General features: G+C 63.2%; 23 protein-coding genes. 1 reads left to right on the top strand and 22 read right to left on the bottom strand.

Annotated features, from left to right (window positions below; translation table 11 throughout):
* The 20 genes from RIN79_RS20030 to RIN79_RS19935 form a co-directional block, all read right to left on the bottom strand.
* On the bottom strand, positions 1 to 2,912 hold a 2,912-nt coding region (locus RIN79_RS20030; RefSeq protein WP_309086472.1), incomplete at its 3' end, for a phage tail protein.
* Complete coding sequence (locus RIN79_RS20025; protein WP_309086471.1) at positions 2,913 to 3,311, bottom strand: DUF6950 family protein; 399 nt, start codon at positions 3,309 to 3,311, stop codon at positions 2,913 to 2,915. It abuts the gene before it with no gap.
* Positions 3,312 to 3,319: 8 nt separating this feature from the next.
* On the bottom strand, positions 3,320 to 3,937 hold the full coding sequence (locus RIN79_RS20020; RefSeq protein ID WP_309086470.1) for a DUF2163 domain-containing protein: 618 nt from the start codon (positions 3,935 to 3,937) through the stop codon (positions 3,320 to 3,322).
* The gene (locus RIN79_RS20015; protein WP_309086469.1) at positions 3,934 to 4,455 is read right to left on the bottom strand and encodes a hypothetical protein; all 522 of its coding nucleotides are present in this window, start codon (positions 4,453 to 4,455) and stop codon (positions 3,934 to 3,936) included. The genes RIN79_RS20020 and RIN79_RS20015 overlap by 4 nt, the downstream gene beginning before the upstream one ends.
* Positions 4,456 to 4,550: 95 nt before the next feature.
* Complete coding sequence (locus RIN79_RS20010; RefSeq protein WP_309086468.1) at positions 4,551 to 6,359, bottom strand: phage tail length tape measure family protein; 1,809 nt, start codon at positions 6,357 to 6,359, stop codon at positions 4,551 to 4,553.
* Between the two features lie 311 nt (positions 6,360 to 6,670).
* The gene (locus RIN79_RS20005) at positions 6,671 to 6,805 is read right to left on the bottom strand and encodes a hypothetical protein (protein ID WP_309086467.1); all 135 of its coding nucleotides are present in this window, start codon (positions 6,803 to 6,805) and stop codon (positions 6,671 to 6,673) included.
* Positions 6,805 to 7,236: a gene transfer agent family protein gene (locus tag RIN79_RS20000; RefSeq protein WP_309086466.1), complete on the bottom strand. Its 432-nt coding sequence runs from the start codon at positions 7,234 to 7,236 to the stop codon at positions 6,805 to 6,807. The genes RIN79_RS20005 and RIN79_RS20000 overlap by 1 nt, the downstream gene beginning before the upstream one ends.
* Positions 7,233 to 7,685 (bottom strand): phage tail tube protein, encoded by a 453-nt coding sequence (locus tag RIN79_RS19995; RefSeq protein ID WP_309086465.1) that lies wholly within the window; start codon positions 7,683 to 7,685, stop codon positions 7,233 to 7,235. Before RIN79_RS19995 ends, RIN79_RS20000 begins: the two co-directional genes overlap by 4 nt.
* Positions 7,686 to 7,711: 26 nt before the next feature.
* On the bottom strand, positions 7,712 to 8,125 hold the full coding sequence (locus RIN79_RS19990) for a DUF3168 domain-containing protein (protein ID WP_309086464.1): 414 nt from the start codon (positions 8,123 to 8,125) through the stop codon (positions 7,712 to 7,714).
* Positions 8,122 to 8,586 (bottom strand): hypothetical protein, encoded by a 465-nt coding sequence (locus tag RIN79_RS19985; protein ID WP_309086463.1) that lies wholly within the window; start codon positions 8,584 to 8,586, stop codon positions 8,122 to 8,124. The genes RIN79_RS19990 and RIN79_RS19985 overlap by 4 nt, the downstream gene beginning before the upstream one ends.
* The gene (locus RIN79_RS19980; protein WP_309086462.1) at positions 8,586 to 8,969 is read right to left on the bottom strand and encodes a head-tail adaptor protein; all 384 of its coding nucleotides are present in this window, start codon (positions 8,967 to 8,969) and stop codon (positions 8,586 to 8,588) included. Before RIN79_RS19980 ends, RIN79_RS19985 begins: the two co-directional genes overlap by 1 nt.
* Positions 8,956 to 9,144, bottom strand: a complete 189-nt coding sequence (locus RIN79_RS19975) for a hypothetical protein (protein ID WP_309086461.1) — start codon at positions 9,142 to 9,144, stop codon at positions 8,956 to 8,958. The genes RIN79_RS19980 and RIN79_RS19975 overlap by 14 nt, the downstream gene beginning before the upstream one ends.
* A 72-nt stretch (positions 9,145 to 9,216) precedes the next feature.
* Positions 9,217 to 9,798 (bottom strand): hypothetical protein, encoded by a 582-nt coding sequence (locus RIN79_RS19970; RefSeq protein ID WP_309086460.1) that lies wholly within the window; start codon positions 9,796 to 9,798, stop codon positions 9,217 to 9,219.
* Between the two features lie 6 nt (positions 9,799 to 9,804).
* Complete coding sequence (locus RIN79_RS19965) at positions 9,805 to 9,999, bottom strand: hypothetical protein (protein WP_309086459.1); 195 nt, start codon at positions 9,997 to 9,999, stop codon at positions 9,805 to 9,807.
* Between the two features lie 65 nt (positions 10,000 to 10,064).
* Positions 10,065 to 11,498 carry a phage major capsid protein gene (locus RIN79_RS19960; RefSeq protein WP_309086458.1) on the bottom strand — a complete coding sequence of 478 codons (1,434 nt, stop codon included), beginning with the start codon at positions 11,496 to 11,498 and terminating at the stop codon, positions 10,065 to 10,067.
* Between the two features lie 28 nt (positions 11,499 to 11,526).
* Positions 11,527 to 12,192, bottom strand: coding sequence for an HK97 family phage prohead protease (locus tag RIN79_RS19955; RefSeq protein WP_309086457.1), 666 nt, complete (start codon positions 12,190 to 12,192; stop codon positions 11,527 to 11,529).
* A 4-nt stretch (positions 12,193 to 12,196) separates the two neighbouring features.
* Positions 12,197 to 13,432: a phage portal protein gene (locus tag RIN79_RS19950; protein WP_309086456.1), complete on the bottom strand. Its 1,236-nt coding sequence runs from the start codon at positions 13,430 to 13,432 to the stop codon at positions 12,197 to 12,199.
* A complete protein-coding gene (locus tag RIN79_RS19945) occupies positions 13,429 to 15,141 on the bottom strand; it encodes a terminase large subunit domain-containing protein (protein ID WP_309086455.1) in 1,713 nt (570 codons plus the stop codon). Before RIN79_RS19945 ends, RIN79_RS19950 begins: the two co-directional genes overlap by 4 nt.
* Before the next feature lie 2 nt (positions 15,142 to 15,143).
* Positions 15,144 to 15,629, bottom strand: coding sequence for a helix-turn-helix domain-containing protein (locus tag RIN79_RS19940; protein WP_309086453.1), 486 nt, complete (start codon positions 15,627 to 15,629; stop codon positions 15,144 to 15,146).
* A gap of 75 nt (positions 15,630 to 15,704) precedes the next feature.
* Positions 15,705 to 16,061: an HNH endonuclease signature motif containing protein gene (locus RIN79_RS19935; RefSeq protein WP_309086452.1), complete on the bottom strand. Its 357-nt coding sequence runs from the start codon at positions 16,059 to 16,061 to the stop codon at positions 15,705 to 15,707.
* A 75-nt stretch (positions 16,062 to 16,136) separates the two neighbouring features.
* Here RIN79_RS19935 and RIN79_RS19930 point away from each other — a divergent pair, with 75 nt between their 5' ends.
* Positions 16,137 to 16,604 (top strand): hypothetical protein, encoded by a 468-nt coding sequence (locus tag RIN79_RS19930; protein ID WP_309086451.1) that lies wholly within the window; start codon positions 16,137 to 16,139, stop codon positions 16,602 to 16,604.
* A gap of 163 nt (positions 16,605 to 16,767) precedes the next feature.
* On the opposite strand, the gene RIN79_RS19925 is transcribed toward RIN79_RS19930, so the two are convergent.
* Together RIN79_RS19925 and RIN79_RS19920 are read right to left on the bottom strand one after the other, a co-directional pair.
* The gene (locus RIN79_RS19925) at positions 16,768 to 17,415 is read right to left on the bottom strand and encodes a transcription termination/antitermination NusG family protein (protein ID WP_309086450.1); all 648 of its coding nucleotides are present in this window, start codon (positions 17,413 to 17,415) and stop codon (positions 16,768 to 16,770) included.
* A complete protein-coding gene (locus tag RIN79_RS19920; protein ID WP_309086449.1) occupies positions 17,384 to 18,646 on the bottom strand; it encodes a helix-turn-helix domain-containing protein in 1,263 nt (420 codons plus the stop codon). Before RIN79_RS19920 ends, RIN79_RS19925 begins: the two co-directional genes overlap by 32 nt.
* Positions 18,647 to 18,681: the final 35 nt, after the last annotated feature.

The raw sequence follows: 18,681 nt of genomic DNA, 5'->3' as shown, positions 1-18,681 counted from the left end.
GCCCTGATGGTGAAGGTGTGGGCTCCCGCCGTGGGTGCAAGCCAAACATATTCCAGTTGGACGTTGCTGATGTTTCCGGGGATTATCGCACCCCCTGATACCCCGTTGAACCTGGTAATCTCCGTGCCGTCGACAAGGAACGCGAGATTCACATTTGAGGTAATGCAGGCGAATATTATGCGGACGTTCAATGAGCTTGCAGGCACCGTGAGGGAAAGGGAAATGACGTCAGAGTATCCCGTTTGCTGAACAGTGACGGTCTCGGCGGCGTATGCATTGTTCGTGACGTGGATCGCGTCGCCCGCGATCTTCAGCGTGTCCACGGCAAGGTTGGCGATCATCGCGTTGGTCACTTGAAGATTGTTGATCACCGCGTTCTGGATTTGCGCCCATGTGATGTTCGCGTTGACGATGTCGGCCCATTGAACCTTGATGTTCTGCATGTAGGCCGTGTTGCCTTGGAACACGAAGGGCGCGAAGGCGATGCTGCCATTGACGTCATTGGCGAGAACGATCTGCGGCGCGATTAGCGCGACGCGAGCCGTGCCATCCGATTTTGACTGCAGCAGGACCGCTGCCTGCGCAAAGCTGAGGGAGGTGCTGACACGAGTTTGAAGACCGATGCTTGACCATCCCCCCGCCCAGTCGGTGTAGGTCTCCGCCCTGAAGAGCGCATCGGCCGAAACGTCACCTACCTGACTCGAGAGGCGAGTGATCGCCTCGGTGTTCGCGACTATATTCCCTTCGGCCGTGCTAACCCTTGCCGTGACGGCACTGAGAACTGTCGCCGTCGCCTGAAGGCCCGTGGCAGGGTCGTTGACCTTCGCCTCCAGCACTTCGACGCGCTGGGCGACGGCCTGAGTAGCACTGACCGTGAGTGTGATCTTCTCCGTAAAGCTGGCGGAGAGATTTCCCGCCTCGAGGCGAAGGTCCTGCTTGTCCTCCAGATTCTGGGCGCTCTGATCGGAGACGAGCTGATTGAGGCGCTCGATCTCGTCCCAAATGGTGCGGTCGTTGCCGCCAAGCCAGTTAAGGAGGTCTTTGACGTCGTTCTGCAGCTGACCGATGTCGATCGGGTAGATGTCCGTGTACCGCTGGTCCAGCGTCGTGATCGTCTCGGGAGCGGACCACGAAACGGGGCGCTCCGGGCTGGTCACAAGCCGCGTCTGGACCGCAAACTCGGTGCTCGACACGACACCGGCAGTCAGGAGCGCATTCTCCTCGTCCGCGGGAGTGGTCGGATGCAGGATGATATTCGCGGGGTCGTTCGTAGGCCAATAGCGGATATCCACCCCGATCACGGTCACGTCGGTGATCGTGTTCCATGTGGCGAGGATCGCTGGCATGAGCTTGTCGCCGCTGCCCGCCGTAACCGGCGCGAGCTGGAAGTTCTCCACCTCGTGCAGATAGACCGGCTTGCCAGGCGGATATGGAACGACGATTGCGGGCGGCGTGACGCCGTCATAAATCGAAGCGCTCCGCTCCTGCAGCACCAGGCGCTTGTTGCGCGGGCCTCTGCTGTCGAGCGAATAGAGCGTGGTTTCGACCGCGATGAAGGTCCGGTCGCCGTAGCGGGCGCTGTTCCATCTGATCCAGTCGCCAGCCTTCAGCGTCTGCCAGCGCGGCCGCAGCGTGATCTCGCCCGTCGCCTCCAGCCGGTTTTCCTTCAGGTAGATACTGGCGAGGTATTTCGCCTGGCGCGCGGAGCGCACGGTCGGAAAATCCATAGGCACGTCGCGAGTGCGCCGGTCGACCACGATGGCGGCAGGCGAGATCGCCGTGTCATAGCCGACCATTGACCACAGGCGCTCCGGATCCGGATGCGTGCCGGCGATCGAGTTGGCGAGCTCGCCCATGGAACGAAATTTCTGGAATACGACCGGCTCGCCCACCACCAGATCGTCATCGGTGATGGTCGCCAAGACCGGCTGGGCCGCGCCCACGATCGGCCACGCGCCGTCCACGGCGTTGACCACCGTGCCGCCGCACGACTTCATCAGGGCCTCGATGTTGTCGCGGTGGGTCGCCATGCAGTCGAGCATGATCGAGCAGCGGTAGCGGGGCTCGCCATTCACGCTCTCACTGCAGATGTTCGCTGCCAAGGTGTATTTGTCGAGCGGCAGGTCAGCGGGGTCCATCTGCATGCCGCAGAACATATCGCCGTTCCACGAGAAGCCGCGCCGGTAGTTGTAGTCCATGACGGCGGGGTTCTCGGTGAACTCGTAGGTGCTGTACTGCCCCCAGCGATGCGGACCCGATCCGCCCACCGTTGAATCCTTGCGCCAGTCATAAAGGCGGGCGCCGCGGAATTCGAAGAACATCTCGGGCATGCCGAGCGACTTTTCCGCGTCATAGGTGCCGGAAACGACGACATAGGTGATGCCGACGCCGATATGATTTGCGGTCCAGCGATCGGGCGGGTTCGCTTCCTCGACCAGGTTCGGATCGGCCGCCGTTTGGGTGCCGTCATAGAACTTGATCCAGAGCTTGCCCGAATATTCTCCCGAAGTAACCTTCCAGCCCTTTTCCGGATCGGGATCGGCGGGGTCGAGCGCGACCCACTCGCCATTGACCGCGACGCGCGAGAGGCCGTCGCTGGGAAAGTCGGAGAGCTGGAAGACCCACTGCAGGTACTTGTTGTCGCCGCCATAGGTATTCACATGGCAGTCGTGGCCGGCGATCCCCACCAGTCCGCAGGCAACCTGACGCGGCGTGTCCGTGCCATACTGCGTGTTGAACTGGACGCCGGCCGGTTCCGGCTTCGGCTGCTTGCCCCGCATGAGGGCGTTGGCGGCGAGGTTAAGCCCAATGCCGAGCGCGACCTTGCCGATGATCCCAAGGCCGGAGATGAATGAGCCGACCGCGCCGATAGCCCCCGCTATGGCGCCGACGATCGGGGCGATGAAAGGCATCTATTCGACCCTGAAGGCGGTCTTGACGATGGTCACGGGCAGGAACTCCGGCAGACGCAGCCCCCGCGTCATGAAGCCAATCGATGTGAAGAACCCGCCAGAGATCACGCCATTGATCTCCACCACCCCGAGGTCGCCGCGCTGCGCCAGCAGGCGGCCGGTTTCCGGAAGGCGGGCGCGCAGGGCGTCCTCAACAGTGTTGAAGCCACGCTTGCGGAGCTGCTTTGCCGCGCCGGCCTCGGTGCGGTAGCGCACGCCAGCGTAAAGCTCCTCGCCCGTGATCGCCTTGAACGCATCGGCCGGCAGCATCCAGCAGTCCGAGACGCCGAACTGCGAGGGCAATGCCATATGGCGCCCGACAACCTCGTCGAGGCGCTGTTCCCAGCCGTCAACGCGCATTTCGCTGCCTATCGCCACGTCGGTATGGAGCCGAAGATCTTCTTGGCCTCGCCGCCTGATTTGGCCCTGCCCCACCAGACCTCCTCGCGGCCCCGCATGGCCGCGTTGCTGTAGAAGTCATCGTTCGGCGCGCGCCGCTTCTGGTCGGCGTCGTTCCGCTTGCGGCCATTGGTGCGGGAATAATCGAGCGCGCGGCTCTCGCAATCGGCGACGAGCACGTAGCCGTCTTCCGTCTCCTCGTGCCGCAGCGTGTCGATATAGCCGCGCTCGATCGCTTCGACGTGAAGCAGAGCCCCGGTTTCTGGATGCTGATACGCGTCGTAGATGGTAACCGGCCTGTCCCGGTAATCCTCCTGCTCGATGGTGCGCAGGACGGCCGGCGTGAGACCGTCATCCGGCGACGCGGCAAGCGTGATTGTAAACTGGCGAGCCTCCGTGCCGGTGCCCGCCGTGAAGTCGGAAACCTCGATCACGCCGCCAGGCTGATAGGTCAGGCCATTCCACGCGAACGGCTGCTGGCCTTTGACGAAGCCGTAGGTGCCGGTGCCAAAGGCGAATTTCATCAGGCCTCGGATTCTGATCCTCCCTTGGTCGAGAAGGTCGAGAACGCCAGGAGGGAGGCTCATTTCCAGCTCTCCACGAATGAAAAGGTAGCCTCGGCCCGCGGTCCTTCCGTTTCCGACCAGCTGCCGGGGACCGGCCGCATCACCAGCTCCGGCATCTCGAAGCGCACGAGCGCGCCCGCCACGCCGACATAGGAGCGGGGAATCGGCTCCACCGTGACCGTGCGCGTGGTGCCGGCACCGGCGACGGTTTCGACGCGGTGCAGCCCGCGAAACGCCCCTTGCTCCAGGCCGAGGAGGTCACCGGCTCGCAAGATCAGTCCCGCGCTGACGCCGTTGATGGTCAGCACATTGCCGTTCGCGATGCCGCCGAGCGTTCCGGTATCCTGCGCGGGCGCTGCATTCGCCGGATTGGAATGCGCAAAGGGGCGGCAGGTCACGTTCTGGGTGACCAGCGCCGATCTGAGGCCACCACGAAGCGAAGACCACCACGCCTTTAGCTCGGCAAGCTCGCTCTCCAGCAGCCCAACCGAGCGGAAGGTGATCGTCCAAGTGGGATCGTCGATCTCGCTGTAGTTCATGCGGCCGGCGCCGGAGGGAGCGGATGAGATCGGCCGCAAAAGCTCGAAGCGGGCATGCCTGAAGCGCAAGTGCGGATGCGAGAAGGGAAACGCCATTACCTGACCACGCCCCGCTTCAGGCCTTCCTGATAATTGCTCGCGAAGCGCTGAAACTCATGTCGGCTGTACTCCTTCAGAGCCAGCCGAATCTTCGCCTCCACGCCGGCCTCCGCGCCGCGCGCGTCGATGACAATGCTGGGCGAGTACACCATGCCGCCCCCCAGCTCATGGTTCGGGATCACTTGTGAACCGCGCGGCAGGTTGACCAGTTCGCGGCCCTTTTCACCCACCCACGCAAGCCCGCCCGGGTGATTGTTGGTGCCCCTCGCGTAGCTCGGAATACCAACAAGGTCCGCGAGGAAGTTGCCAAAGCCGCCGCCGATCCCGGCCGAGAGTCCGCCGATGCTCTTCATGGTGATGAGCTGCTGGATCAGCCGGAGCACGATCTGGATCATCTCCTGCGCTTCGATCTTTCCGTCCGCGAATGCTGTCGCGATGCCATTGATTGCGTCCGTGCCGATCTGGCGCAGCTGATCATAAGCTTGCTGTTGCTGCTGGAGGGCCGCCGTCTCGTTGTAGATGGTGGCGGTCAGCTCCTCGATGCGCGCCCGCTGTTCCGGCGTGGCGGCAGCGCCGGCCCGGCGAAGCGCGTTGGCCTGCTCGCGCTCGACATTGGTCATCCCAATCAGGCTGCGCTCGAATTCGAGCTGGGAGATTAGATCAGCAACCGCCTTGCGCTCGCGTTCAATGTCGGAAACAGAGGACGTACGAGATCGCGCCTGCCGGTCACGCAGATCAGCTTCTGCATCTAGCCGCTCGATGTCATTCGGCCGACGGTCCGGGATCGGTCCGATCGCGGGAAGCTGCACGGCATTCGGGTTATATCGGACTCTTCCTCCCGTAGAGGAGCGCCTGGTTACCTTGGCGATCTGTCTATCGGCCTCGGCCGCATCTTCTGCGACTGCCGCCAATTGACCAGCCAGCACTTGGAGCCCGTCGGCAAGACTGGCAGCGTCTCCCACGCCAAGCGCCATGGTGCCGTTCAATGCAGCCTGCGCCCGGTCCGTGTCACTAGTGGTGGCGGTGTTGTTCTGGATTGCACTGCGCAGATTGTGGAATGCATTCATCAGCTCATCGATGAGAGTGGATTCGGCTCCATAATCTTGCAGGATCGACGCGAAGTCGGACGCGGCAACAACAAGGTCATCCGCCTGGCGCAAAAGCGGCTCGTAAAGCCGTGCTCGCAGGTTCTCTCCGGCCGCCGCTGCATCGGCCCGTTGCTTCGCCTCGTCGAGTTTATCGACGTATTCCTGCAAAGCGGGAACAGCGGCGCCCCAACGTTCCGCGACCTGACGGATCAAGTCTACTTGCTTTTGGATCGCCTCCTCGGACCGGCTGCTATTCGTGAGCAAAGACGCAAAATACTGGACTGCGTAGCCGCCCAATCCGATGATACCCACCGTCAACAACGAAACAGGGCTCAATAGGGAAGTGAACGCTCCGCCAAGTGTCGAGAGGGCTCCGCGCATCCCCGCCTGTCCGAGGACTTGGTTGAGCTGGCTTCCCTGCTGGATCGCTATCAGGAAGGGAGATTGGCCCGCAGCAAGCTGCACGCTTATGTCCTGCAGCTGCGCCGCAACATTGCTGGTTTCGAAGCGCGTCGTACGCAGCGACGCGTTCATGCGGTCCACCCCGGGAATCCCTTTGCTCCCCACCGCCTGAAGCGCCTTCTCGGCCTTGGTGCCGCCCGCTTCTATCGCGGTAAACGTCTTGCTGGCGTCGGTCCTCGCCTTCGCGAAAGCCTTCTCAAGGCTGGCAAAGCGTGCTTCAAAGATCGCGAGAAGTCGTTCCGCTTCAACGGCCATGAGAAATGCTCAGATGAACAGAGTTGCAGGATTGCTAGTTTGTCTCGGCGCGCTGGCGCCGCTCGGGGTATCCGCGGATCCGGTTGTTCCCGTTGAACCAGACGCGCCTAACTTGATCAAAACGCCAGTATTCGAGGACCTTCTGAACCAAGCCGTTGCGATCATCCGCGAGAGAGGCTGGCGCTGCGACAGCTTTTCCTCGATGACCGACCCCGCAGACAGGGGGCGGTTCACTGTCACATGCAACCACCACCGTTACACATATGTCTTTGAGGACCGGGGTGGAGAATGGGCAGTGAGGTTACAGTAGGCTAAGCAACGCCCCTGGCCCGCATGATGGCGAGATCGAACTCCTCCTCGCTTGGCGGCGAAACATTCGGCTTTTTGTCGTGCCGGCGTTGCCAAACCGTGTAGATCGCCGCCCATTCGCCCAGAGAAAGGCGCATCACGTTCTGGATGCCGATGATAGCGGCGTTTGCTCTGAGGGCGCCGAAGTCGATCCGCTCGGATCCTCCGACTTCGGCGCTTCCGCTTCCCCCGGTGCGGTCTCCATTTCCTTCGAATGGACCCGCTCGAGGGCGGCGCGGAGGATGACCTGCGCCAGTACAACGCTTTCCACCAGCGGGCGCTCATCCACATTCCGCCTGACTTCCGCCCTGGCTTCAACGGGCGCCATGCCGCCGCCGACCAACCCCAGCCTGATCACCGCCGAATAATGCTTCAGATGGGCGAAGGGAACCTTGTCCGACACGGCGGAGTAGAGAAGGAACACGGACATTTCGCATTCCCGCTCCAGCTCCTCGATCTCCGCGAGGCCGAGGCGGAACGTATGCTCGCCGCCGTTCCACGCGAGTTCTATGGCTCCGTGCTGCCTCATACGGCGTCAACCCACGCCACCGGGCCATCCGATTCCAGCGTGACGGAAGACGTCGCCTTTTCGTTGCGCGTACCGGTCACCTCCCAGCCGGTCAGTTTGAAGGCACCGGCCCAATGGCCGCCGCCATCTGCCGCCGGCACGCCATTGAGAAGAACGCGCACGTTTTTGCTCGCGCCGGACCTGAACCAGGCGAACCACTCGGGCACCGACGAGGTGTTGAGCATTCCCGATCCGGGAATAGTGGCGGACAGGCCGTCGACGCTGACAACTGACCATGCGGGTTGATCGGGATCTCCCTCGCACTCCGGAATGACCTGACGGTTCGTCTCCGAGGCGAACTGAATTCCCCGTTCGGTGTTGATCAGGCAGTCATGGGCAAAGGTTTCGGGCGACCCTCCGTCCGAAATCTGGATGAGCAAGCTCGTCCCGTTCATGGGCTTCAGCGGCATGGGTTTTCTCCTGTGAAGACGGCTGATCAGGCCGGGTTGAGAAGGAAGCGGAACGTGATGGCGAGGCGCCGGGTGATCCCGTCAGGGTCGCGCATCGGCTGATACCTGCTTAGCGAGGCCGCGATGACCTGAAATCCCGCGATGGAGGTGATGGACCGAACGCGCTCGACAACCTCCACGCCGATCGACTTCACCTCGTCATAGCCGACCGCGCGCGACCAGATGTCGACATCGGCAAAGATTTCCCATCCGTCGTCGCAGCTGTTCCCATCGTCGAGCACCTGGTCGTCACCGATCGTCACGTACGGATCAGCCGCGCCGGTCTCTGCAACCCGGTCATCCTCCGGTGGCACATCGTCATAGACCCGGCCGCCTGCGATCGCGGGAAACGCCGTGAGCGCCTCGAAAATTGCTGCCTGCAGCTGGGTGCCGATGATCATCTGCCGAATGCTTTCCTGGCACCGGTTCGCAAGGCGCGCCGCAGCCGTGAGAGCGCTCGCTTGTGCATCAGGCGATAGGCCGGGAAGAAGAACGGATGCTTGATGATCTTGCCGCTTTTCGTCCGCCGGCCGTGCTCCTGAATGCGCGCATTCTGGAAGCGTTGGCCCCGCTTGTTGGTAACCATGGTGGTCTCGTCGCCGGCATACATTGTCACCGCGAGCCCCGTTTCCACCTTCGCTGCCCGTGCCTGGGCGACGGCTTCGTTGCCGCCGCCTGGCGCGAAGTCGAACGTGTAGCCAATGCTGACGACCAGCTTGTGCTCGTCCTTGGGCGCGAACCGCTTCATGAGATCGGTCGTCTCCTCGGCCGACACCTCGAGGCTCCGCCGGGCTTCCTCGCGCATCATTCGCGGCAGCGATGCGAGTTGCATCAGGAACTTGTCCTTGCCCTGGATTTTCATCAGTAAGCCACGCCCTTCTCCACAAGCAGCGAAATCCACTGCCGATCGGTCTCGTGCGTTACGTCGCGGATGTTGAAGATATCGCCGGAATATCTGCCGGGCGCGATCTCGGTCGAGCTCCTCACATCCCGCACGACCCAGTCGGTGGTGACTTGCCGCGTGGCCGACGAAGCCCGCACGATGATGAGCTGCACGTGCCGTCCCTGGAGCCGCTCGCCCATGACGCTCTCATTCCCGCGCAGGTGGCGATAGGCCGCCCGGCATTGAAACTGCTCCTCGAGCCGCTCAACCCTGGTGTTGCCGAGCCCATCCGAGATCTTCACCTTCTTGAGGAAGCCGACCCGGTAGTAGAGGTCGCCGGCGCCGATCCTATTTATCGGCATCGGCGTCTTCCTTTTCGCCTTTGCGTTGCGGGGGCAGCTCGATGGCCTTACCGGCAGCAACCGCCGCGTCGGCGCACTCCCGCCGCACGGTTAGCTCCATACCGGCCTTGTACGCGACGGTCGTCAGCCTGTTCGGCCTGTAGTCAAAATCTTCCTTGAACCTGACGCGGGCCATCAGCTCTATCCTTTCCGCCAATTCACCAGATCCGCACCGTTCACCGCGACCGCGCGCCGAGCTTGATCGTGGTCATATGCTGAAGCGGCGGTATTTCGAGATCAGTGCGTTCTCGGCACGCGCTAGGTGCTCGCCACCAGTCTTCGCCGCCTCGTCATAAGCGAGCTGCACGCGGAAGATGATCGCGGTGCGGATATCGTCGGGCACGGTGCTGGCGCCCTCCACGACCGGCCAGCCGGCCTTGTATTCGACCTGGACGGCACCGGTTTCGTAAAGGTCGGACGGCCGCGTGTAGCCGTTGCGGAAGCGAAGGAATGAGCGGCCGGCACCGTCAGTCTGGAGCGAATATTCGCTCGCGTTGATGGTCGCGATCTGGCCGGCGGTGTTCCGCCACCGCACCGCCACGACCGGGGGGATCACCGGGCCAAGCGGCAGTCGCAGGCAATCGAAATTATCGAAGTCCTGCCGCCACGTCTGCTCGACCAGGCAAATGCCGAGGATGCCCGTCCAGCCCTCGTAATGCGCCACTGCCGCACGGATCTCTCGCTCGATGACGACGTCATCATCGGCGGCATCAATGTGCAACGCCTGCTTCACCTCTGCGACCGAGATCGGCAGGATAGCAGGAGGCGTGACGAGGACAGGACGGTGCATTCAGCCTTACTCGCTCTTGTTCCTCGGAGCGCCGCTTTCCGCCTTGTTCGCGGGCTTCGCTTCGGCCTTTGCCTTGGGTGCCTCTTTGGAGAGCACCCCATTGTCGACGAGGTGCTTCACATCGCCCTCGCTCGCCTCGCGCGTGTCGCCGGGCAAGTACTGCTTGTCGCCATAGTGCTGGCGGAGAACATGGAATTTCATGGCAGGGTCTCCTTCGGTTCATGGAGAGAGCGGCTCGGAAGCCGCTCCCCGTGATGAGCCGGAGCTTACGGCGCGGCCGGTGCAAGAGGACCGGTCACGAAGGACTCGGGGCGGTACACCGCCAGCGCGAGGCGCTCTTCCGCGAGGATCGTGAGCAGGTTCTTGATGAAATCGTCGTTGACGAAACCAACTTCGACCCGCGCGTCCCAGCGATCGAAGAGCTGGGCGCCGAGACGGAACGCTCCCGTAAGGAAGGTGCCAACCGCAATCGCCTGGGTCTCCACGACCGGAAGGCGCCACATGGTGGGAGCAATCGTCCCCTGCGGGTTGCCGATGATGTAGCGACCGGTCGAATCCTTCAGGGTCTCGATCGACGCCCAGTCCGTCGGATGCAGCACATGCCCTGTGGCCGGATACTCGGCGAGCGCCGCCTGCAGCATGGCAATGCGGAGCGTGTCGATGGCCGTGAACGGCACCGGAGCGGTGGCACCAGCCGGCAAGGCGTAGGCGGAAGCCTGCGGGATAATACCGTGAAGATTCTGCCCCGTGCCGTCGCCGTTCAACAGCTGGAGCTCTTCCTTGTAGGCAAGGCCGTATAGCAGCCGGTTGTCGATGATCGAACGGAGCTGGGCAAAGTCGTCGAGGATCTGCTTCGATGCCTTCATCCAGTGCGCGATAACCTTGGCGGATGTCGTGACCAGGTCGAATTTCAGGTCCGACTCCGGCTTGGTTGCGGTTTCCGCCACCGGCCCGGCATTGTTGGTGAAGCCGGTCTCGCGGACGTACTCCAGCGTATTGCCGTCCATCTCCCCCGGAGAGATCAGGTCTCGCACGGTCAGTCGGCGGTCCGGAAGCATCAGTACGCCCGGAAGCCGCGTCGGAGCCACGCCGGCACCAGCGGAACCGGCCGCATTCGTCGTCGCCGACGTGATCGTGGCCTTGAAGCGCACGTCGGCCTTGCCTTGGGTGGGGCGTCCCTCGGCCCAGGCCTTCACGGCCTGGTTCTCCACAAACTGCTGGCCGACCGTCTTCTGCCGTTCGTCGCCATCTCCGCCACCTCGAGCGAGCTTCTGCTCGATCTGAGCCAGCTGCTCGCCAAGCGTGTTCATCTTGATCAGCGCTTCATCCGCCTGCTCCTTGACAGAGCTGGCGAGCGTTTCGCCGGCCTTCGCCTTACCGAGCGCCTCTTCCGCGATGGTCTTCACCGCATCAACAGCGCGCTGGTGCTCAGCCTTGATCTCGGCGGCGAGTTCCGCCACCGATTTGTTGTTTCCGCCTCCGCTGCCACCATCATCGGGCGGAGCGAAGAAGATGCGGGGGCCGATGCTCGAGGCCGCGAGGCGCGCGATGCCACCTGCACCGATTGCCGCCACAGGTGCGAGGCTGGCGAGGTCGGCCGGGTTGACGATGCCGGCCGCCGCATATGCGCTGCCAGCCGCAAAGACGCCGAAGGCAGCGATCATCGCCACCGCCAGCATCGACGTAATGCCCAGTTTCATGGGGTTACCTTTCGGAGTGAGTTGAGGATCAGCCGCGCAGTGCGTTCAGCAGCGCCACGGCGTCATTCGCCTGATTGCCCCCGGACTCACTCCGGAAAGCTGCTTTCGCATATCCGTGCGAGGCGATCGCAACGGCCATGCTTTTCGGAACCCCTGCCTCACGCAGGATGTCCTCGAATTCTTTGATTGGCATGGGATCGCCGTCGCGCAATCGGCGGGCGAATTCTTCCATGCGTTCGGATTTCACGGCATCGACTCGCGCCCGACGATTGGCCGGGAAGGAGACGGGGCTGATCTCGTAAAGGTCGAGCTTCTTCAGCAGGCGGATAGTCCCGTCCGGCTCGGTCTCAATTTCCCGGTAGCCGATGGAGAGGCCGCGGATCGCCCTCGCCTTCAGCAGCTCATAAATCTCCCGAGCCCTCTGCACCGTGAGGATGAGCTTACCCTTGCCCCAAAGCCCTTTCGCGTCCTCGGCCAGGTCCTCCCAGACGCCAATCGGCTCATTGGGATTGTGCTGCCAGAGCATGAGGACGTTGGTCCCCTCGCGCTGGTGGCGCGTCAGGCTCTCGGCGAACGCACCGGGCATCACCTTCTCGCCGTAGGAGTCCACGTTCCCGAAGATCGAGCCGTAGCCCTCAAAGGTTCCGTCTTCCGACAGGTCCTTGACCTGCAGGGCGAAGTCTTTGGTTTTCATGAATTCAGCCTCGCTCTTCGGCTATCAGGCGCCGGACGTTGTCCTCGTCGGCGGCGGTAATCGGCACGTTCTGCATCTGCATGCGCGGCACGTCTCCGCCTTCGACTGGCGGCAGATTTTCAAGCGCACGGACCTCATTGATGGTCATGGCCCCGATGGCGGTCATCTGCTGGTAGAACCTCGCCCTGCCCGTGCTGTCGGCGCGCAGCAAGCCTTCCAGGTTGAACTCGATCGTGATGCCGCCGGCGCGGTCCTCAGGCGTGAGGAGCTGCTTTTCGCAGGCCTGCTCGATACGCTTCAGCCGGCGGCGCAAGGTGAACTTTTGGAAGCCGAGCGTCTGCTGCTCCAAGCCGGTGCCCCAGCTCGTCGACTTCTCGGTGTGCCCAACCATGAACGGCGGCACACCGAAAAACCGGCAGATTTCCTCGACCGAAAAGCCGCGCGATTCCAGCATCTGCGCGTCTTCCGGATCGATGGTCAGCTGCTCCCACTTCGTGCCGCCCTCAAGCACAAGGGGCTTGCCGGCGTTCACCGCACCCAGGAACTTCTCCGTAAGTTTGGTCTCGGCAAGCTCACGCTGCTCGGGCGAGAGCCACTTCTCAAAGGTGAGAACGCCGGAAGGACGCAAGCCGTTCTTGAACATTCCGCCGGCCGAGCGATCGATTGCCCTCGCCAGGCTGAAGGCGTGCCTGCCAAAATGCAGCGTGGACATGCCTCCGAGCGGATTGCCGCCGAAGCCGCGGATGTGCAGCACCCGATGTTCCGTCTCGGTGTAGGACTTCCCGTTGTCCGTCCAGCGGTACTGGATCGTCCCGTTCTGCAGGCGAGTGACTGACATGCACGCCGGCAGGATGGGCGTCAGCGCCGCGACCTTGCCGCCGCTACGCTCGATCAATGCGTAGGCGTTGCCCCAAAGCTCGACCGAGGCGCACATAAACTCCCAGAAATCGACCGCCGTCTGATCGAAGTTCGGGCTGTCGTGCAGCACGCGATAGAGCGGATGGTCGGGCGCAACATCCCGAGATCCGCCCGGTCCAGTGCGGTAGACCATCAGCGGCAGGCTGGCGATCGTGCCAGCAAGCAGGTTGACGCATGCCCACACGGCAGACAGCCCCAGGACCGTCTCTGCACTTACCGTCTCTCCGGCATCCCCGATTTGCCCCTCAGGGTACCATCCCTTCGGATCGCGCGGCGTGAGATAGCGCGCGACCGTATCGGCCATCTTCCGCAATAGGTTCACGCCGCACCTGCCAAGGTTTTGAAGAAGCCGTCCATATTTCCGGCCGACGAAGGCTCCGGATTGAGGAACATCAGAATTGCCGCGTTGAAGGTCGCCATGAGCGGGTCGATTTTGGACGCGCCGGCAGCCTGCTTCGTCACGATGTAGTTGCTGCCTCTGAGCTCCGTCTTGGCATTGCCGGCGGCCCAGGCCATGAGGCGTTGGCCCCCGTGCCTCAGGGTCCGGTCCTTCAGCTTGCGCGGGAGGGTCGTCACCGCCGACTGCAGTTTCCAGCCCTGGCCCACGGCCATCGTGAGATCGCCGGCCATCTCGCGTTCCGCGAGCGCGTCGAGGAGTGTGGCGACTCCATATGCATCAAGTCCGATTCCGGCCTTCTCCGGAAGCAGCCCGGCCAGGAAGAGCCGTTCGCATATGTCGGCGATCTCGATCACATCCTGGTCGGTTTCCTCGCACACCACGAGGTCGCCATCGCGCTGGAAGTCGCGCAGCCGCGGAGCGATTTCCTTCCTGCGGTCGAACACGTCCTGGTGCGCCCAGGCGCGCGCCCAATGCCACCAATGCCGGGTCTGCCTGTGCCGGCCTATGACTGCTACAGCCATCAGATCGTCAAGGCCGCCGCCGTCTATCCCCACGACCGCTACGTCACACTCGCCGATGAGCCGGTCGAGCGTGATACCGTCCAGCTTCGCCCCTTCCCAATACAGCGCGCCCGCCCAGCGGTCCGCGTGAAGGCCGAGGCCGATTTCCACGTTGAAGTGCTGGGATGCGATCAGTGCCAGTTTCTCAGGCCCCTCCCTCTCCGCGGTCGCGATCTCGCCGGCAAGGTAGCTCTCGTCGACGGATCGATTGAGGTTCGGATTGACCAGGCCCCAGGTTTCCTGCCGCATCCATCCGCCGTCGACGGCATCTTCCGGAGGCAGTTCGTAGAGGACCGCAAGCATCGGGAACTCGAACTTGCCATCCCGCACGTCCCTCGCCTTCTGCAGCTCCGCCTTGAATACGCCGGCCGGCGGCGTTTTCGATTGTGTCGTGATCTGCAGAAGGAAGCCGTCCGGACGCGCCGCAAGTGAACCTCGGATCTCCACGAAGATGTCCGCGGCCTTCGCCATGGACGCAAACACATGCGTCTCGTCGATCAGGATGTATGTCGCCTTCGATCCCGTGATCACATCCGCGGCGGCCGCCTTGACCAGGATTGCCGCGAGCGTATTGAGATGCGTGATCTTCTTCAGGTGATCCTGGACCTGGAACAGCGCCGAAAGCGCCTCGTCCAGGCGGATGATGCCCGCGGCCTGCTTGAAGGCGATGTCCGCGATCTGCTTCGTCGGCGCGATCAACAGCAGCTCTGCTTCGGGCCTCTCATTCAACAGCGCGGCCGTTACGATGATGGCCGCGGCGATCGAGGACTTGCCGTTTTTCTTCGGAACCAGGAGGAAGAACTCGCGCAGCGCGCGGCGCTTCGTCTCCGGGTCGTAGCTGCCGAAGATGACGCGGACGAGGTCGAACACCCACTCGCCGCACACCTCGCCATAGGTGGGGTTGCCGATGATGTCCGGCACGCGGAGGCGCTTGAAGATGCGCAGGGCCTTTTCGGCGACCGGGTCGAAGAGAGGCAGATCCGGGATGAGCGAACGCTTCTCCCGGATCCGCTCCTTCCAGTCCGGCACCGCCGTCGACCAAGCCGAGGCGGGAACCCAGGCTGTGTCCATCGTCAGTGCACGCCTTGAATGCCGGGCAGGATATCGTTGCCCCAATCGCTGCCCTGCCCGGCAGTCTTGGCCGCCTCCCGGGCTGATTCCTTCTTCCCGAGCTTCGGCTTGGCGTCGGCACCGCCGTTCGCCTGAGCCTCGCGCAGCTTCGCATCGACAAGCATGAGATCCGACCGCTCGATCATCTTGCCGAGCTCCTTGAGGGCCGCGACGTTGCCGGCGTTCGCCTGCTCCATCGCGATCTCCAAACGCCGCGCGTCGAGCCTGTCCCGCATCGCGTCCCTCTGCTTGAGCTCGGCTCTAAAATAGCGCTTCAGCGTGGCCGGAGAGACGTCGAGCGCGTTGGCGATGCGGCCGATCGTCCAGCCGAGGGCGAGCAACAGCTTGACTTTATTGCGGTCTTTTTCGGTCGGCTCGTAGGGAGGGCGGCCCCTCGTCCCAAAACCCTCCCGAACGGGATGGCCGAATAGGTCGAAAATCTTGTCCATCGGAAAAAAATCTCCGCGTGAGGGGGGCGCGGGTCTAGAGGGCGGGAAGTTGGAGACTTTCGACCCGCCCCCCTGCTATCGAACAGCCGCGCCGCGTTCTTCGCTCTGCTTCACGCTGTCGTGGCAGAGCTTGCACAAGCACTGAAGGTTCTGGTCATCCCAGAAGAGGCGCTCATCACCATGATGAGGAACCTTGTGATCTGCGACGAGGCGAGACGTGTTCACCTCGATCTTCCCGCAACGCTGGCAGGTGAACAAGTCGCGCACCAGGACGGACCAACGCAGCTTCTGCCATCGCGCCGTCTTATACCACCCGCGCCACGGCTGCGTGGAATCGCGGTGCTTTGTACGAGCCTTCTCATCACGGCCTGGAAGCCCTAGCCTTGAGGGCAGCAGCCCGATGCGACAACCTACTGTGCGCAAACGGGCCATATTTCGCTCACCGGCTAAGCTCTTGTCATGCCAGCACAGCAGGCGCTACTCTTCTGAGCATGGAGGAGCGCTGGAATGCGCAGCTGGCGAAGGGGATTCTTCAGAGCCTGGGTTGTGGTCTCGATGATCTACGCGATTGGTTGCCTGCTGGTCGCCCACAACATCTATAGCGGCCCATATAACCCGGCAGTCGCCTACTTCTACATGAAGGGGGCTGATCAACCATCGTCCGTAAGCATGTTTTCCGATGTGCATGCCGCATTGGTAGAATTAAAAGGGCGCGGGCGCCTGACTGAGTATGAGGTTGACGGATTCGACGGAGTGAGTGCTTTTCTCGATCCCGAACTGGACCGGGACTCCGTTGCTGACCGAATGTTCCGGATCGTTGGGATTGAGCAAACACTGCGTGATCGGCGATTGAGCCAGTATCGGACCGACTTTATCCGGGGCACCGCGCTATTCGTGATCTTGCCGCCTCTCGCTCTCCTAGCAGTCGGAATAGCAGTGGCCTGGGTAGCAGCTGGCTTTTCAGTTAAGCGCTAGTGAATGACTTTCGGCAATAGGACCCCAGCGCGGCGAAGCTGTCTGCTTCGCCTGGGTCTGGCCTCGCTCGCCGTGGGGCTTCCGCCCTCTCGTGCATCATCCTGTGATGCGGCCTCAAACGGTGCGAAAAGGATCACCAGATCGTCCTGAGTCGAAACTGCTACTATGCTCCCTCGACCTGCGCAAGAGTCACCTCCAGCGGAACGCGGCGCCCGAACAGCGATGCGAGCACCCTCACCCCGCGCGATTTCACGTAACCCTCGATGACGCAGGGAAAGCTCGCAAACGGACCATCCTTGATCCACACCTTCTCGCCGATCTTGTAAGGGCGGCCGTTCTTCTTCTCGTCGAACGCTCCCGAGACCACCAAGCCCATGAGGGCGCTCATCTTTTCGTCCGGCACGTGAACCGGCCGCGTGCCGTTGCCGAGGATCGCCGCCACACCCTTCACGCGCAGCAGCCCCACCCATGCCTCATCACAGGGTACGGACCGGACGAAGACATATCCGCGGAAGATCGGATTCTCCGCCCGACGGCGCTTTTTGCTGTGGAAAACAGCACGCCAGATGGTTTTCGTCGGTGCCCACGCCTCGAGCCCGGCGGCGTCGAGATCCGCCGCAACAGCCCTTTCCGAGCGGTGCGCGATGCGCAGCACATACCAGCGCTTCTCGCCCTTCTCGCTGCCTGCAGCCGCCGAGAGCCGTCTTGCCTGAAGACGCGCCTGCTCCTGCGCCTTGCGCCCGGCCTCGATCGCACGGTCGAGGTTGATCGCCTTCGCTTCATTCAGCTGCTTTGCGTCCACCGCCATCATCCGCCTTTTCCTCGCCCTTCACCGCCGCCTCGAATTCCGTCAGCCCCGCCGGTCCGCCGCGCGGGAAGTAGACCCATTCGTGCTTTCCGGGGTCGGGCAGCCAGGGCCAGCCGCGCAGCTCGTGCTCCAGCCGCCATTCTTCCCACCGCTCGGAGTTGACGCGCACCGGCTCCATCAGCTCCGCAAGCCGCTCCAGCTCCGGCGCCACCACCACGCCCTTCCCGTAGGAGGCGAGCTCGTGCAGGCGGTTGATGCCCGGCCATCCGGTCTTCGCCTGGTGCTGCCGGCGCAGCTCCGCCTCGTCGGCGTGTCTCTCCTGAATGAGCCTGCGCTGGAAGGCCGTCAGGTCCGCCCGCAGCGTCGGCCCGAGCAGAAGGTGTTTCGTGCGCGCCGCCTGCCACAGCTTGCCGAAGGGCGCCGCCTCCACCGCCGCGGGCGCTGCCTTCTCCGTCTCCGGCAAGTCCCGCCATTTGCGGTCGGCGAAATAGGTCCCGAGCGAGAGCGCCTTTCTGCCGGTCAGGGCGATGTAGTGCGGCGCCCGCCGCTCCGCCTCGGCCCGCTCGGCGTCGGTCAGCCTGGCGAACTGCGCCACGGTCCAGCTCGTGGAGGAGTTCGCCCAGCCCGGCCAGTCGTTATCGGCGGCGATCTTCTTCACCCGTTTCTCGAACTTCGCCGGGTCGTCGGCAGAAGCGCCCTGCTCCTCCCCGTCCAGGTTTTCGGGTTCTTCCTGCTCGCTCGCGCGCGCCTCTCTCTCTTCGGAGGGGTCTATGGAGGGGTATGGAGGGGTTGGGTGACTCAGCTTGTCACCCTTAACCGTCGCCGCTGTCACCCTAAGCGTGTCGCCGCTGTCACCCTTAGCCGCGCCCTCTAAGGGTGACTGGGTGTCACCCTTAGCCTCGTCGGGCTCCGGTCCCGCGCCGGCCGTCACCGCGCTCCAGCCGGCATCTTCGATCTCGCGCAGCATCGTCACGTTCAGGCGGTATTCGCGGGTCGAGCCGCGCCCCTTGCCGCCCTCGCGCACCACCGCCAGCAGCCCGACGGAAACGAACGTGGCGAGCTCTCGCTGCACCTGCCGTTCGGAACATTGCGCCGCGCGCGCGATCGTCGCCACGGCCGGGAAGATGCGGCTCCCGTCGTCCTCGCAGGCGTCGATCAATTTCAGAAGCACGAGCTTGCGGTGCGGCGTTCCCATGTCGCAGCCGAAACCCAGGCCGAGGAGGCGCGCGCTCATGGCCCTGCAACCTCCCCTGCCGGCCCGCGTTGAGG

Origin of the sequence: Chelativorans sp. (genome assembly GCF_031180965.1) — a bacterium.
Taxonomy (GTDB): Bacteria; Pseudomonadota; Alphaproteobacteria; order Rhizobiales; family Rhizobiaceae; genus Chelativorans.
This window is presented reverse-complemented; position numbering and strand designations above follow the sequence as displayed.

Excerpts from the sequence above, each read along its gene's own strand:
- RIN79_RS20015 (WP_309086469.1), bottom strand. The coding sequence starts at position 4,455 with ATGAACTACAGCGAGATCGACGATCCCACTTGGACGATCACCTTCCGC.
- RIN79_RS19930 (WP_309086451.1), top strand. The coding sequence starts at position 16,137 with ATGCGCAGCTGGCGAAGGGGATTCTTCAGAGCCTGGGTTGTGGTCTCG.
- RIN79_RS19960 (WP_309086458.1), bottom strand. The coding sequence starts at position 11,498 with ATGAAACTGGGCATTACGTCGATGCTGGCGGTGGCGATGATCGCTGCC.
- RIN79_RS19920 (WP_309086449.1), bottom strand. The coding sequence starts at position 18,646 with ATGAGCGCGCGCCTCCTCGGCCTGGGTTTCGGCTGCGACATGGGAACG.
- RIN79_RS19935 (WP_309086452.1), bottom strand. The coding sequence starts at position 16,061 with ATGGCCCGTTTGCGCACAGTAGGTTGTCGCATCGGGCTGCTGCCCTCA.
- RIN79_RS19990 (WP_309086464.1), bottom strand. The coding sequence starts at position 8,125 with ATGATCATCGGCACCCAGCTGCAGGCAGCAATTTTCGAGGCGCTCACG.
- RIN79_RS20025 (WP_309086471.1), bottom strand. The coding sequence starts at position 3,311 with ATGCGCGTTGACGGCTGGGAACAGCGCCTCGACGAGGTTGTCGGGCGC.
- RIN79_RS19945 (WP_309086455.1), bottom strand. The coding sequence starts at position 15,141 with ATGGACACAGCCTGGGTTCCCGCCTCGGCTTGGTCGACGGCGGTGCCG.
- RIN79_RS19980 (WP_309086462.1), bottom strand. The coding sequence starts at position 8,969 with ATGCCGATAAATAGGATCGGCGCCGGCGACCTCTACTACCGGGTCGGC.
- RIN79_RS19985 (WP_309086463.1), bottom strand. The coding sequence starts at position 8,586 with ATGAAAATCCAGGGCAAGGACAAGTTCCTGATGCAACTCGCATCGCTG.
- RIN79_RS20020 (WP_309086470.1), bottom strand. The coding sequence starts at position 3,937 with ATGAGCCTCCCTCCTGGCGTTCTCGACCTTCTCGACCAAGGGAGGATC.
- RIN79_RS20000 (WP_309086466.1), bottom strand. The coding sequence starts at position 7,236 with ATGAGGCAGCACGGAGCCATAGAACTCGCGTGGAACGGCGGCGAGCAT.
- RIN79_RS20005 (WP_309086467.1), bottom strand. The coding sequence starts at position 6,805 with ATGCGCCTTTCTCTGGGCGAATGGGCGGCGATCTACACGGTTTGGCAA.
- RIN79_RS19995 (WP_309086465.1), bottom strand. The coding sequence starts at position 7,685 with ATGCCGCTGAAGCCCATGAACGGGACGAGCTTGCTCATCCAGATTTCG.
- RIN79_RS19970 (WP_309086460.1), bottom strand. The coding sequence starts at position 9,798 with ATGCACCGTCCTGTCCTCGTCACGCCTCCTGCTATCCTGCCGATCTCG.
- RIN79_RS19965 (WP_309086459.1), bottom strand. The coding sequence starts at position 9,999 with ATGAAATTCCATGTTCTCCGCCAGCACTATGGCGACAAGCAGTACTTG.
- RIN79_RS20010 (WP_309086468.1), bottom strand. The coding sequence starts at position 6,359 with ATGGCCGTTGAAGCGGAACGACTTCTCGCGATCTTTGAAGCACGCTTT.
- RIN79_RS19940 (WP_309086453.1), bottom strand. The coding sequence starts at position 15,629 with ATGGACAAGATTTTCGACCTATTCGGCCATCCCGTTCGGGAGGGTTTT.
- RIN79_RS19955 (WP_309086457.1), bottom strand. The coding sequence starts at position 12,192 with ATGAAAACCAAAGACTTCGCCCTGCAGGTCAAGGACCTGTCGGAAGAC.
- RIN79_RS19925 (WP_309086450.1), bottom strand. The coding sequence starts at position 17,415 with ATGATGGCGGTGGACGCAAAGCAGCTGAATGAAGCGAAGGCGATCAAC.
- RIN79_RS19975 (WP_309086461.1), bottom strand. The coding sequence starts at position 9,144 with ATGGCCCGCGTCAGGTTCAAGGAAGATTTTGACTACAGGCCGAACAGG.